The organism is Flavobacterium pectinovorum (assembly GCF_900142715.1).
Classification (GTDB): Bacteria; Bacteroidota; Bacteroidia; order Flavobacteriales; family Flavobacteriaceae; genus Flavobacterium; species Flavobacterium pectinovorum.
Genome location: NZ_FRBX01000001.1, coordinates 478,078 through 492,911, shown reverse-complemented (window position 1 = coordinate 492,911; position 14,834 = coordinate 478,078). Strand labels below are relative to the sequence as shown.

The following is a 14,834-nucleotide window of genomic DNA, read 5'->3' as shown; positions in this document are numbered from 1 at the left end:
TTACTTTTAATCATCAATTAAAATGTCATGTCAAAACAGTTTTACACCTTTATTTTCTTTATCATTTTAAGCACTTTAAATGCGCAAAGTTATCGTGCTTCTTTGCAAAATTATTCAGAATATAAAGCATTTAAAGGCAAACCGTTATCTGATAAATTTTCGAATATCGAATCGGTAAAAGTGATTTACGATTTGAAAAGACAAAAGATGTACTATTTCAACAGTACATTGATTCGCTTGCATTTTGACTTTGTAACCAATTATTTAGGATACACCAAAGACCTTGACGTTTTTAATGATAATAATTACAGCGATACCGAAAAAGGCCGGGAGTTTTTATTGGGAAATCTCAATCATATTAAAGGATCTGATAAATGGATTTTTGAATTGGCAGCTTCAGATCACATGCCAATTGTGTTGCTGGAACGTTTCTATCATTTAATTGTAAACTCTACTTTCATAGGCAAAGATTTAAAATTTTATCTCAATAATCCGGAACAAATTGAATGGTTTCAACAAAATAAATTTAAAATCCCCTGCGTAAAATCAGATTATATTTTTAATGAATTGAGTTATCAGGAAGTCGTTCCTGGAAAAAATATTGGTATTCTAAAACAATATAAAATCAAGGAATTAGAAACCATAAAACCCAATCCTGACGAAATAATTATTCTGGACGGAACACCGGATATTCTGCCAAATGTGCGCGGCATTATTGTAAATGAGTTACAAACTCCGTTAAGCCATTTGGTATTGTTGGGAAAAAACAGAAAAATTCCGATTATGGCATATACTAATGTCTTTAAAGATTCGAATATCAAAAGGTTACTTTCTAAAAAAATAGAATTAAAAATTGCAGTTGATACTTTTTACATCAAAGAAACTGATAAAAAAATAACACAAAAAGTTATTAAGAAAAAGAAAAAACTAATTATCGATAATAGTGTTACTGAATTAGTCAACTTAACAACAATTCCTAAAAAAGGCGTAAATTATATCGGTTCAAAAGCGCAAAATATGGCGTATTTAATTGCCATTGCAAAAGAAACGCCTTTTAAAACACCTGAAGATGCACATGCCATCCCATTTTATTTTTACACCAAACACATTCAAAAGAAATCAATTTCGCCTTTAATCACGGAGCTTTTAAAATATCCCCACAAAGATTCAACTGTTTGGATTAACAAACAATTAAAAAAAATACGTGATGCTATTAAAAAAGAACCAATTGATCCTCAATTAATAGCAAAGCTAAATCAAACTTTTAAAAATGCTGCTTTTAAAAATTTCCGATTCAGATCTTCTACAAATGCCGAAGATATGGATGATTTTAATGGCGCCGGACTTTACGATTCTAAAACCGGAATATTAGGTGACAGCATCAAAACTTTTGAAAAAGCCATTAAACAAGTTTGGGCAAGTGCGTGGAATGAAAGCTCTTTTATAGAAAGAGAGCTTTTTGGTATAGATCAGGAAAGTATTGCAATGGGCGTTTTGGTACATCGCTCTTTTCCTGATGAATTGGCTAACGGAGTTGTAATCACGAAAAACATATTCAGGGAAAATTTTTCAGGAATTACAGTTAATGTTCAAAAAGGAGAAAACTCTGTTGTAAAACCAGAAAAGGGAGAAGTTTGCGAACAGTTTATAGTTTATCATTTTAATGAAGGCAAAAATGAAAGCGACTTTGATGTAGATTATACTTCAAACTCCAATCTCAACAACAACGAACCTTTATTGAATAGGAAAGAAATAAGTAATTTGTTTCTGGTTAGTAAAAAAATCGAAACTAAAATGTACCGTTACTGGAGAAAAAACCAATTTCATCCCATAGACATTGAATTCAAAATTGTTGGAAAAAACAGGGATTTATATATCAAACAAGTACGGCCTTTTAATGAATAATTAGTATAAAACTAAAAGATCAATTTCATTTGAAACCGCATTAATATTGACAATTTTAAAGTCGAAATTTTCGATGTTTATTTTTTCCTGAATAGACTTTCTAATGCTGTTATTGTCTAAAGAAAAATTGCTGTCTAATGCAATTTTGACATTAATTGTATTAAGATATTTAGATACTTTTTTATTTACTATGATAGAAGCAATTATATAAAATCCGATTATCATAATTTGAAAAAAGAGCAAAACTTCTATTTTTTCATAAGGATATAAAATATCTAAAATTGAAAGCGTAATCGTTGCAAAAAGAAAGATAATCGCATTGACCGTAAAGGATTGCGTACGAAATCTCAGAATTGAAAAAATGGCAAATAAACCAAATCCAATTCCTACTCCAATCTCAATTTTTGTAAATACATAACAAAGTGAAAAAGTACAAAGCCCAACAATAACCATCAACGGATTTATGGTTTCATTATCCTTTCTGTTTGAGAAAAAATATAAAATCAGAATTGAAAAAAACAGCAATAAAAATCTTCCTGAAAGCTCGTTTAAATCCATTTTGGCTGAAGTGTTAGTGAATCAAATTTAGAAAAAAGTTGCCACGAATTTCACGAATTTTCACTAATTATTCTACTTGGTTCAAGTTGAGAAAAAAAACAGCAAAAATTCGTGGCAAAAAAAATGCCCGTAAAAACGGGCAATATGTAAAATAAATTATTCTGTTTTAGGTTTTGAATCGGCCTGATAATTACTTTTAGGATCACTCATATTCACCTCTTTGGTTAATTTCCCTTTAAAGTAAAACTGCCACATTCCGACCTTCTTTCCGTTCAAAAATTTTCCTTTAGACGCTACAACTCCATCAGAATCGTAGAAAACAGCTTCGCCATTGTATTCGTTATTCTTATATGTTGTCTGCTCTAAAATGATTCCGTTTTGCCCCCATTTTTTATAAATGCCTTCTTTCTTTCCGTTTACATACGTCATTTCTTCGGCAACTTTTTCATTTGGATAAAAAACGATTCTTGCACCTTCCAGTTTTCCGTTTTTGTAATTTTCGATTGCCATTACGATTTTAGAAGCTTTATGGTAATATTTCCATTCTCCCTCGTAATTTTTGCCTATAACTTTACCTTCACTTACTTTATTTTTATTCTGATCGTAAAAAATATTATAGGCACTTCCGTCATTGGCACTAAAATCACGTGTTGCAATTACATCGCCTTTTTTAGTATCATCAAAAAACTTAAATATTCCGGTTTCTTTTCCGTGACTAAAAGTTCCTTCGTAACGCGGACGTTTAGAAACTTCGTAAGTTCCTTTCCACAAACCGTCTTTTTTACCATTAGCGTCCAGCTTATTAATGTCTGTCTGAGCGTTTATAAAAAGTACATTTAGTAATGCTAATCCAAATAATAGTCTTTTTAAAATCATATGTTTTTTAATTTTAAACTTAAACGAAAATTGTCTTGTATAAATTATATTGAGGGTATAAAAAAATCCCGATAAATCGAGATTTTTTTATTTGCTATTTCTTTTTATTCTGCGCTTTTGCAGCTTCTTGTTGCTCCATCACATCCTGAAGACGTTGTTGAAATTTACTTGGCTTTTTAGGCTCTTTCAATTTATTCTCCTGAATTTGAGCGTGAATTTTATCAGTATCAACAATATAGTTTTTAATTACAAACATGATTCCGATTGTAATTAAGTTGGAGATAAAGTTATATAAACTCAAACCTGCACCGTAACTATTAAAGAAAATCAACATCATTAATGGCGAAACATAAATCATGATTTTCATCATTTTTGCCATATCCGGCATACCTTCTTGCTGAGGCGCTGCCATTTGCTGATCTCCAGATGTCATTTTCATATAGAAGAAAATTGCAATTGCAGCCAAAATTGGAAACAAACTAATATGATCTCCGTATAATGGAATATGGAATGGCAATTTTACAACCGAGTCAAATGATGATAAATCGTCTGCCCAAAGGAAACTTTTTTGTCTTAACTCAAAAGCTGACGGGAAGAACTGGAATGATGCATACATAAACGGAAGCTGAATCAATGCCGGAATACATCCTGCCATTGGGTTTACGCCCGCTTTGTTATACAACTTCATTGTTTCCTGTTGTTTTTTCATTGGGTCTTTTTTGAATTTTTCTCCCAATTCTGTAATCTCCGGACGTAAAACTTTCATTTTAGCCTGAGACAGGAATGACTTATAAGTAATTGGCGACATGGCCAATTTGATAAGAATAGTAAATATGATAATCGCAATTCCGTAAGCAATATAAGAACTTAAAAATCCGAATAATGGAATAAAAATTAACTTATTTATCCATCCGAAAATTCCCCAGCCTAACGGAATAATTTTTTGGAAGTTCTTATCGTATGATTTTAATACTTTGTAATCAGATGGTCCAAAATACCAGTTCATTTTATAATCAATCTCTCCATTTGAGAAAGCCAAAGGAACTGTCGCTTTGAATTGTTTAGTAAATACTGTATCTATTTTTTCGTCTTTAACTAAATCATCTGATTGTAATTTTGATTTTTCAAATGGTTTATCAGTTGACAAAATAGTAGTAAAGAAATGTTGTTTAAAAGCAATATAGCTTACTTTTTCAGGAGTTTCTTCTTTTCCTTGACCATGATTACTTACGTTACTGTATTTTTCATCTCCATACTCATAATCAAGCTCGGTAAAACGATTGTCGTAAGCAACGCTTTTTTCGTTTCTATACGTTTTCAAATCCCAAACTAAATCTAATGGTTTAGATGAATTTAAAACTTTATTCAATCCCTGAGAACGAATATCAAAACCAACTAAATAATCGTTTGGTTTTAAAATATATTTGTATTCTAAAAATTCGTTAGCTCCTGCTTTTAAACGCATTGATAAAACCTGATCTGCACCAACTTTAGTTAGTGTAGGTTCAAAAAATAAATCTTTAGAATTTAAAGTTCTGTTATCTGTAGTTTGTAACTGAATATTCAAATTAGCATTATTGTCTTTAATCAATTCTACTAATTGTTTTGAACCTTTATGAAACTTTTCAAATTCCTTAAGTGTAGCTTCAACTATATAACCACCTTTATTAGCGATTTTCAGTCTGATCTTTTCGTTTTCAATAGTTGTAAAAGACTCTTTTGCAGAAGGAAGCGTAGCAGAATAAGCGAAACCACCTAAAGTTTTTTGCAATTGTGCCAATTGAACTGTATCACCCGGAGTTGCAGCAGCAACCGGCAAAACAGCGGTTTTAGTTTTGTCAGCTTTAGCCTGAGCTTCTTGTTTGGCAACTAATTCTTTCTTGGCTTTTTCAGCAGCAATCTCTTTATCAGAAGGTTGATTTTGGTACATTATCCAAATCAAAATTCCAAATATCAATACAAAACCAATGATTGAATTAAGATCAAATTTTTTTTCTTCCATTATAATTTTAAAAAGTTATTCATTAAAGGCTATTAGTAATGAGTTTTACTCAAAAGTTACACCTTTTAGAATTAATTATTATTTTTTATGCGCAATTACTGCAGCAGCCACAAAGTTTACAAAAATTGGATGTGGGTTTGCCACTGTGCTTTTGTATTCCGGGTGGTATTGTACTCCGATGAAAAACGGATGATTTTCTAATTCTATAATTTCAACTAAACCTGTGTCAGGATTTACTCCAGAAGCAATTAAACCTGCTTTCTGCAATTCATCTTTATATTTATTGTTATACTCATAACGGTGACGGTGACGCTCTGAAATTGTTTTTTGACCGTAGATTTTATGTGCCAATGAGTTTGGTTTGATGTCACATTTCCAAGCCCCAAGACGCATAGTTCCGCCTTTATCTGTAATTGTTTTTTGCTCTTCCATCAAATTCACAACCGGATGTTTCGTTTTATCATTCATCTCAGTAGAATTCGCTTCTTTGTAACCTAAAATATTTCTTGAATATTCGATAACAGACATTTGCATTCCTAAACAAATTCCAAAAAACGGAATATTATTTTCACGTGCAAAACGAACTGCTTCAATTTTTCCTTCAATACCTCTTTCACCAAAACCAGGCGCAACTAAAACTCCATCAAGAGTGCCTAATTTTTCTTCAATATTATCGCTGGTAATATGTTCTGAATGTATAGAAATTACGTTTACTTTAGTTTCGTTTGAAGCTCCAGCATGAATAAATGCCTCTAAAATAGATTTGTAACAATCCTGCATTTCTACATATTTTCCAATCAAACCAATATTTACAGTATGTTTTGGGTTTTTTAATCTGCGTAAAAAAGTATTCCAGTTTTTTAAATCCGGAGACGCTTTTTTAGGTAAATCTAATTTTTTTAATGCCACAACATCTAATCCTTCTTCAAGCATTAAATTTGGAACTTCATATATTGTAGAAGCATCAATAGACTGAATTACTGCTTCTCTTTTTACATTACAAAATAATGCTAATTTATTACGCAACTCATCAGAAAGTTCATGCTCTGTTCTGCAAACTAAAATATCAGCCTTAATACCGCTTTCCATCAACGTTTTTACAGAGTGCTGTGTTGGTTTTGTTTTTAACTCACCGGCAGCAGCCAAAAATGGAACTAAAGTTAAATGAATAACAATTCCGTTATTTTCTCCCAACTCCCAAACCAACTGACGAACAGATTCTATATAAGGTAATGACTCAATATCCCCAACAGTTCCACCAATTTCAGTAATTACAATATCATAATCGCCTGATTTTCCAAGCAATTGCATTCTGTCTTTGATTTCGTTTGTAATATGAGGAACAACCTGAACTGTTTTTCCTAAAAATTCTCCCCTTCTTTCTTTCTCAATAACCGAAAGATAAACTCTTCCTGTAGTAACGTTATTAGCCTGAGAAGTCGGAACATTCAAAAAACGCTCGTAGTGACCTAAATCCAAATCTGTTTCTGCACCATCATCCGTAACGTAACATTCTCCGTGTTCATAAGGATTTAATGTTCCCGGATCTACATTGATATACGGGTCAAATTTTTGAATAGTTGTACGATATCCTCTTCCTTGTAACAATTTTGCTAAAGATGCTGCGATAATTCCTTTTCCTAAAGAAGAAGTCACACCACCTGTAACAAAAATATATTTTGTTTGATTCATTCTGTTGTTGTTTGTATTGTAGTTGTGTAAAAAACTTGGCAAAAGTACAAATTTAATTAGACAATTTATCAATTAGAGATTGAGATAATTTGCAAATTTTTAAACAGAACGATTACTTGGTTTTGTAATCGATAATTTTAAGGATTTATTAGGATTTTTTTTGAGGAATGTCTTTAAATCTAACTTAATTACTTTTTTCTAATTTAAAAAAGTTAATTTACTTTATGTCTTAAATTATCCGTTTATAAAGGTATTTTTTTGGCATAAAAAAAATATTATAATTTTAAAACATCGACTTGTACACATTTATAAATTCAGTCTTGAATTCTGTGGTGCCAATTTGTTTTTAAAAATTATAATATTTTTTATTTATATACTCTAATTTCAAAACACTGACTTGTACACATTAATAAATTCAGTCTTGAATTCTGTGGTATCACTTTGTTTTTGGAAATTATAATATTTTGTACTTCAAATATATACAAAAAAATTAAATAACAAAAGATTTTTCTTACTATTTAATTTGGTTTTGGATATTGTTTTTTAATATTACGGATTAATTCCTCTAATCCGTTCAATTTTAACTCGTAAATAAGCTGTAATTGCTGGCCTAATTCTCCTTTAGGAAAACCTTTGTTGTGATACCAAACCACATAATATTCTGGTAAATCGATTAAAAAACGTCCTTCGTATTTACCGAAAGGCATTTTGGTGTGAGCTAATTTTATGAGAAGTTTTTTGTCTTGTTCCATAGTTTAAAGAAAAAAGAAGCAAGAGAAAAGAATATAGACTGATTCTCTTTCTTGCTTCTTAATATGCAAAGCTATTATTTTTTTGCCACTCCCGATAGCTATCGGGATAAAAGATTTAAATGATTTCGCCACAAATTCACGAATTAGTTTTAAATATAATTCGTGAATTCGTGGCGAATATTTCAAAGTGCTAAAACCTAAGAAGCTTAGCAACTCAGCATCTTAGTTCCTTAGTAACTTTTTCTAGTAATGCCATCTTACAAAAGCCTCCATCGCAGCATACGTTGCCAAACCTAATTGTTGGTATAAATCTGCAGTCTCAGCGTTTCTGTCTTCGGCTCTTTGCCAAAATTCTCTAGCGTCGGTTCCCTGAAAAACAACACCATCTTTTTGAGATTGATGTTTGAAAATTCCATGACGTTTTGCTAAAACCTGATCCGGACTCATTGGTACAGCCATTTCAACTTCGTCAATTCCCCATTCCTGCCAGGCTCCTCTGTACAACCATAACCAGCAATCATCCATAAACGATTTTGGTTTCAATACTTTTACAGCTTCAAAAATAGCATCCAGACAAACTTTGTGCGTTCCGTGTGGATCTGCCAAATCTCCCGCTGCATATATTTGGTGTGGTTTTATCTTTTCAATTAAATCAACTGTTAACTGAATATCTTCTGGTCCAATAGGTTTCTTCTCAATTGTTCCGGTTTCATAAAAAGGTAATTCCATAAAATGAATCTGATCATCACTCAAACCAACAAAATGGCTTGTGGCTCTCGCTTCTCCTTTTCTGATTAATCCTTTGATGTAGCGAACTTCGGGAATATCAATTTCACTATTCTTTTTGTTCTCTAAAAACGTTTGTGCTTTTTGGTAAATGTTATCGGCTTCTGCACTTTTGATTCCGAATTTCTCATTATAATCAATTACGAATCTTGCAAAACGCAACGCTTCATCATCCGCAACAGCGATGTTTCCAGAAGTTTGATATGCAACATGCACTTCGTGTCCTTGTTCCTGCAAACGCATGAAAGTTCCTCCCATACTAATAATATCATCATCAGGATGCGGACTAAAAATCAAGACACGTTTTTTAGCAGGCTCTGCTCTCTCTGGTCTGTTTGAATCATCAGCATTTGGTTTTCCACCTGGCCAGCCCGTAATTGTATTTTGTAACTTGTTGAATATTTTAATATTGATGTCGTATGCCGGACCTGAATCTGCTAATAAATCGCTCATTCCGTGTTCGATATAATCAGCATCTGTTAGCATTAAAATTGGTTTTTTAAGCTGAAGTGCTAATCCTAAAACCGCTTTACGGCTAAGTTTATCTGTCCATGTTACTTTTTCTACCAACCACGGTTTATTGATTCTGGTTAGTTTGGAAGAAGCTTCTTTATCTAAAACAAAAACGGCATTATTATGTTCCTGCAAAAATGACGCTGGTACACGATTCGTAACTTCATCTTCTACAGATTTTTTTACAATATTTGCTTTACCTTCACCCCAAGCCAAAAGAATAACTTGTTTGGCTTCCATGATTTTTTTCACTCCAAGAGTGATTGCCGTTCTTGGCGTATTGCTCAATCCGAAGAAATCCTTGCTGGCTGCTACTCTTGTAATATGATCTAACGCTACCAAACGTGTTTTTGAATTTTGAAGTGAGCCAGATTCATTAAAACCAATGTGTCCGTTACCACCAATTCCAAGAATTTGAAGATCAATTCCGCCCAAAGCTTCAATTTTAGCTTCATAATCGTGACAATAATCGGCAATTTGTTCTTTAGTTAAAAGCCCGTCCGGAACATGGTAATTTTCAGGTAAAATATCGACATGATCAAACAGTAATTCTTTCATAAAACGAACATAACTGTTGATTGAGTTTGGTTCCATTGGATAATATTCATCCAGATTGAAACTAATTACGTTCTTAAAACTCAAACCTTCCTCTTTATGCAAACGCACCAATTCAGCATACAATCCTTTTGGAGAAGATCCTGTCGCCAAACCTAAAATACAAGGTTTGTTTTCTTTTTGTTTTTCCTGAATTAATGCTGCAATTTCCTGTGCAACTGCTTTTGAGGCATCTGTTGAATTTTCAAAAACAACAGTATTGATGTTTTCGAATCGTTTTTCGAATCCTGTTGCTTTGTCGATTTTACTTTTTAACATGATATAGTTTTTTTTAATTCTTTTTTGGTCGTTTATTTTAAGATAAAACACTTATAATCAATTCCATATAAAGATAACATCTTTAAATTTGAATAACAAAAAGATTATTATCTGACTTTTTTTAAGTAAATCATTGTGAGAGAGCATGATAACTTAAAAAAATAATAAGTGTATATTTTGCATTTTTTACGCATTAATCTGCATTTTTTTTGCATAACAAAATTACTCCAATTAGTTCTTTATAACTAATATCCGGCAATGAAAATTTTGTTAATTCTTGATTTCTCAGCTGAAAAACAAAAAAAAATCTATTGTCATAAAAAAACCGTCAATTTCTTGACGGCTTTTAAATTGTATTTATGATATTATTTCCAATTGAAGGTAATTAGTTTTTCAATATCCGGATTCAAACTTAAAAATACCGGACAAGTCATCCCTGCACGTTCAAGAATAGTTCTGTCTTTTTCATTTACTGCACCTTTCAATTCAAAAACAATTTCGATTGCACCAATTCTTCTTGGTTCCGCATTCATTATTTTAGTTACTTCTGCTGTAGAATCCTGTAAATCAATGTTCATATCACGGGCCTTAATTCCGATAATTGTAAACATGCAGCTTGCTAAAGCATTGGCAACTGTATCTGTTGGAGAAAAAGCTTCTCCTTTTCCGTTATTATCTAATGGTGCATCCGAAATAATTTCGCTTCCTGATTGCACATGAATTGATTTTGTTCTTAAATCGCCTAAATAGGTTACTTTCGATGTCATTAATTTGCTACTTTTAAAGTTAAGTCTGAGTCGTAATATAAAATGTAGACACCTTTGTTTGCGTGTCCGCCATCATCTTTTTTATAGTATTGAAATTTATTGTCAACTTGTTCCGTTGTTATTAAATCTGTCGTTTCCTGATAGGTTTTTCCTTGTACCAAACGCATCATCGTATCAAAAGTAACATCAAAACCACGAGTAGCATACGAATTTGGATTCACTTTATTTTTCAGTCTGTATTCTTTTTCAAAAATTAAAACTGGCTGCTCATCACTTTCACGAGTTACAGAAGGATACATTAAATTTAATTTTACCAAATTCTCAAAATTAATTTCATCTGTATCAAGTGTACTATTTGGTTCTAAAATCACCAATTGAACCTGACAGGTTTTTTGAGCATCGATTAAAGCTTTTATAGTCGTTTTAATCATCGCTGTGTTTGCCGTTTCCATTACAACATAATTAAGTCTGTTTGGCAATAATAGGCTTTTTAAATTCGCCACATCCAAACCTCCGGTTTCAGACAAAGCTGCAAATACAACTCCTTTTTGATTTTGCTTGATATAATTTATAACCGATTCTTTCTTCTTATCTACAACAGCAACAATGTTTCCGTTTTTATTTCGCATATAGTCAAAAATAGCGTTTCTAACTACATCATTTGTTGGTATTGATTGGTATAAATTATCAATTGGGTTTGCCGTATCTTTTGATAAAGGCGAAATTACAGGCACATTATACAAACGCAATGAATTGGCGGTAGCTTCGGCATTACTTTGATAAAATGGCCCGATAACTGCATTTGCATTTTGAAGTTTATTTTGCGAAATCAGGCTCGAAATATTCGACGTGTTTTTTGTTTCCTGCGAATCGTAAATAGCAACATCAATTGGTAATTTTAAAACTTTCGCCGAATCGATTGCCATCATAGCTCCTGAATAAAAATCAAGTGTCATATTCAAAAACTTATCTTTTTTCAGGCGAGTTGCTGTACTTGTTGTGTCATTTTGCATTTTAGCAATATTAAAAGGTAGTAGCAAAACCACTTTTTGACGTTCTGTTTGTCCTCTTTTTTTAGTTAACTCAACTACTTCCGGATTAACAGAAACTTCTTCAGATTTTACTTTTTCAAGAATTCTGATTCCTCCGCCTGTATTTTCAACTGGCTTATCAGCCGTTTTTTCAACCGATTTTTCAATTACTGGCTGCTGTTGTGCAATAATTGGCACTGGAGCCACATATCCAGATGGTACTTTTAAAACCATTCCTTCTTTAACACCTTCAGAAAGCGACGGGTTTAATTCCGTTAATTCTTCCTGAGTAATGTGAAATGTATGTGTTAAACTATAAAAAGTTTCCTTTGGTTTTACCTGATAATCCATGTAAGTGGTCCCTTTTTTAGCAGTTTCAGAAGGTTTCGCAACAGTTGTTACAGCCGAAGCTGAAGTTTCTGTTTTTGGCGCCGTACCTTTTATTGTTAAACGATAGCCAACTGGCAAACTTGTTACAATTTCGGGATTACGTTTTTCTAAATCCTCAACTGTGGTTTTATATTGTTTAGCAATAGAATACTTCGTTTCTTTTGCCACAACATCGTGATAAACATATTTTTCAGCAGCAGACGATTTCGCCGGTTTTTCTGTTTTTGCAGTTACTGATTTTGCTGCTGATCCTTTTGAAGGAATCACCAACGTTTGCCCAATTTGCAAACCATTTGTAATCAGGAACGGATTTGCCGCTTTTAAAGCTTCATCAGAAACACCATATTTTTTTTCAATTCCAAATAATGTTTCTTTTGGCTGAACTTCGTGCGTTTTACCATTTTCTGAAACAACATTTTTAGAAACAGATTCTGCTTTAGCTACTGCTTTTCCTGCTTTCGTTGGAATCAACAAAACAGAATTTGGCGAAATTCCGGTGCGGGCATCAGGATTTAATGAATAAATATCATAAGGTGTAACCTTAAATTTCTCTGCAATCTGATTGATGGTTTCTCCAGCAGAAACTTTATATTTTACCACTTTCTCCTGCGAAAAGGCAGAAGTGTTAATAAAAAAAACAAGAGATAATAATGCTAAATAATATTTCATAATATGGCTAAAACAATTTAATTTTTAATTCAAAAAACAAGATACTAATTTTGCTTAAAGCAAGATTCGGGCCAGTGTTAATTTTTACACAATAATTATCTAAGATCTATTTCGGCCTTAGCAATAATGATGTTTTTATATAACTCATCTTCTTCTCTTTTCTTGCATTGATATAAAACTTCTTCCATATTTTGATACTTATCTGAGTAAACATAATAGGAAAGACTGTTTATATTAAAGAAAAAACTAGCATTAAAATCGCCCGAATCAATAAGTTGCATAATTAACTTATCTCTTGGCACTGCATCGGTAAATATACCTAAAACTAAGTAATAGCCATTTGAAACTTCTTTAAGATTATCAAAAACTTCAATCTTTACATTTTTTACATTTTTCAGCGGGTTTTCTTTCAATTCTCGTCTCATTTCTTCTATTGAAACTGATTTAGAAACTACAGCCGAATTTTCTTTATTCTGATTTTTAATCGCTTCATCCTGATATTTTTTCAGTTTAATCAAAGCTACTTTATCATCAAATTTTCTGGCTTCCATACTATAATAAGAAGCTTTACTGATATGACGTTTTATTTCAATTGTTTTTTGAGTATCCAAAGAATCAATTTTAGAAATCAGTAATTGATTTTGTGCATCGCCTTTTTCCTGCTCAATTTTATATCTTTTTATTTCGTCAAGCGAAAGTCGTTGCTGCAATCCTGTTTTGTTGGTGTTTTTTTCGCTTTCGCGGATTTTCTTCTTGTACTCCTGATTTTCCTCGACAGCGATTCTTTCTACTTTATTCATTAAACCGGCATATGCTTTTCTATTTTCAGCCAGTTCTTTCTTTAATTGAGAAGATAATTCGTTTGTTTTTCCAATGCTTTCATACGATTGTTTTTCTAATCGTTTTGATTGGTCAATATTTAAAACATCCATTCTTTTCAATTCAACCAAATCATTGTTCATTGTATTAACCAAAGAATCTAATTTCCCCATTAAAATATCCTGAACATTTTTATTCGCTTCTAAAACCAATCTCAGTTTTTCAACCGAATTATCTTTAGAACCACTCATATCATCCAGATTAAGTTTCAGATCATTAATTTTTATAATTTTCTGATTCATTTCTTTCTGAACAACCAATCTGTCTTTTAAATCATCAATTTCAACAGTTTTGGCTTTTGTTTTTTCGACAACAACTTGTTTTTCGGCAAGAGCCAGCATCAATTCTTCACTCTCGTTTGCCGGTTTTATTTCTTTTGTATTGATGGCCAATTTATTGCCAACAACCAATCCGTTTACAATTTCGGGATTTTGAGATTCTAACTGATCAATTGAAATTCCATATTTTTTAGCAATCGAAAATTTGGTTTCCTTTGGTTCAACCACATGAAAAACAGTTTCCTGATTAATTACACGAACTCTGCCGTCGAGGGTTTTTCTTTTATTCGGAATTGCAATTGTCTGACCAATCTGCAATCCGTTTTGTAGTAAATCTTTATTTAAAGTTTCTAAATCCTGAACAGAAACATTGTATTGTCTGGCAATGCTAAATAACGACTCTTTTGCCACAACCAAATGGGTTGCTTTTGAAGAACTTGTAATTTCAGTTTTTGAAATATTTGAAGCATTTTGCGGAATAACTAATTCCTGACCAATCTGAAGTCCGTTGGCAAGAATTGGATTTGCATTTTGAAGCGCTTCTACAGAAATCCCGTATTGTTTTGATAAACCAAAAAGAGTTTCTTTTGCACCAACAATATGAGTAGTTTGGTTTTGGTTTGGTTTTTCTGCAGCATGAACCGGAATTTTAAGAATCTGATTGTCTTTTATTCCGCTTTGCGATTCGGGGTTGAGTTTGTAAATTTCATCAACAGAAACCTTATATTTTTGGGCAATAAAATAAGCCGTTTCTCCTTTTTGAATTTTGTGTTCAATAATTGAATCTTGCGCAGTTATTTTGTTAAAAGACAAAATAAACACAAGAGAAATCGTTAAAAGTTCTCTCATAAATAGTAGGTTAT

At 32.1% G+C, this 14,834-nt stretch carries 10 protein-coding genes; 1 reads left to right on the top strand and 9 read right to left on the bottom strand.

Annotation, left to right across the window (positions count from 1 at the left end; genetic code table 11):
* Positions 1-27: 27 nt before the first annotated feature.
* A complete protein-coding gene (locus tag BUE22_RS01905) occupies positions 28-1,905 on the top strand; it encodes a PEP/pyruvate-binding domain-containing protein (RefSeq protein ID WP_073393353.1) in 1,878 nt (625 codons plus the stop codon).
* On the opposite strand, the gene BUE22_RS01900 is transcribed toward BUE22_RS01905, so the two are convergent.
* From BUE22_RS01900 to BUE22_RS01860, 9 genes are all read right to left on the bottom strand, one after another.
* Complete coding sequence (locus BUE22_RS01900) at positions 1,906-2,463, bottom strand: DUF4956 domain-containing protein (protein ID WP_073393350.1); 558 nt, start codon at positions 2,461-2,463, stop codon at positions 1,906-1,908.
* A gap of 156 nt (positions 2,464-2,619) precedes the next feature.
* A complete protein-coding gene (locus BUE22_RS01895; RefSeq protein ID WP_073393347.1) occupies positions 2,620-3,339 on the bottom strand; it encodes a toxin-antitoxin system YwqK family antitoxin in 720 nt (239 codons plus the stop codon).
* Between the two features lie 94 nt (positions 3,340-3,433).
* Positions 3,434-5,341, bottom strand: coding sequence for a membrane protein insertase YidC (gene yidC, locus BUE22_RS01890; protein ID WP_073393345.1), 1,908 nt, complete (start codon positions 5,339-5,341; stop codon positions 3,434-3,436).
* A gap of 78 nt (positions 5,342-5,419) precedes the next feature.
* Positions 5,420-7,033 (bottom strand): CTP synthase, encoded by a 1,614-nt coding sequence (locus tag BUE22_RS01885; RefSeq protein WP_073393342.1) that lies wholly within the window; start codon positions 7,031-7,033, stop codon positions 5,420-5,422.
* 518 nt (positions 7,034-7,551) lie between these two features.
* Positions 7,552-7,785: a DUF3820 family protein gene (locus BUE22_RS01880; RefSeq protein ID WP_035631770.1), complete on the bottom strand. Its 234-nt coding sequence runs from the start codon at positions 7,783-7,785 to the stop codon at positions 7,552-7,554.
* A gap of 243 nt (positions 7,786-8,028) precedes the next feature.
* Positions 8,029-9,957, bottom strand: a complete 1,929-nt coding sequence (nagB, locus tag BUE22_RS01875) for a glucosamine-6-phosphate deaminase (protein ID WP_042563237.1) — start codon at positions 9,955-9,957, stop codon at positions 8,029-8,031.
* A 365-nt stretch (positions 9,958-10,322) separates the two neighbouring features.
* Positions 10,323-10,724 (bottom strand): OsmC family protein, encoded by a 402-nt coding sequence (locus BUE22_RS01870; RefSeq protein WP_073393339.1) that lies wholly within the window; start codon positions 10,722-10,724, stop codon positions 10,323-10,325.
* Positions 10,724-12,814, bottom strand: coding sequence for a LysM peptidoglycan-binding domain-containing protein (locus BUE22_RS01865; RefSeq protein ID WP_073393337.1), 2,091 nt, complete (start codon positions 12,812-12,814; stop codon positions 10,724-10,726). Before BUE22_RS01865 ends, BUE22_RS01870 begins: the two co-directional genes overlap by 1 nt.
* A 95-nt stretch (positions 12,815-12,909) precedes the next feature.
* Positions 12,910-14,820: a LysM peptidoglycan-binding domain-containing protein gene (locus BUE22_RS01860; RefSeq protein WP_073393334.1), complete on the bottom strand. Its 1,911-nt coding sequence runs from the start codon at positions 14,818-14,820 to the stop codon at positions 12,910-12,912.
* Positions 14,821-14,834 lie beyond the last annotated feature (14 nt).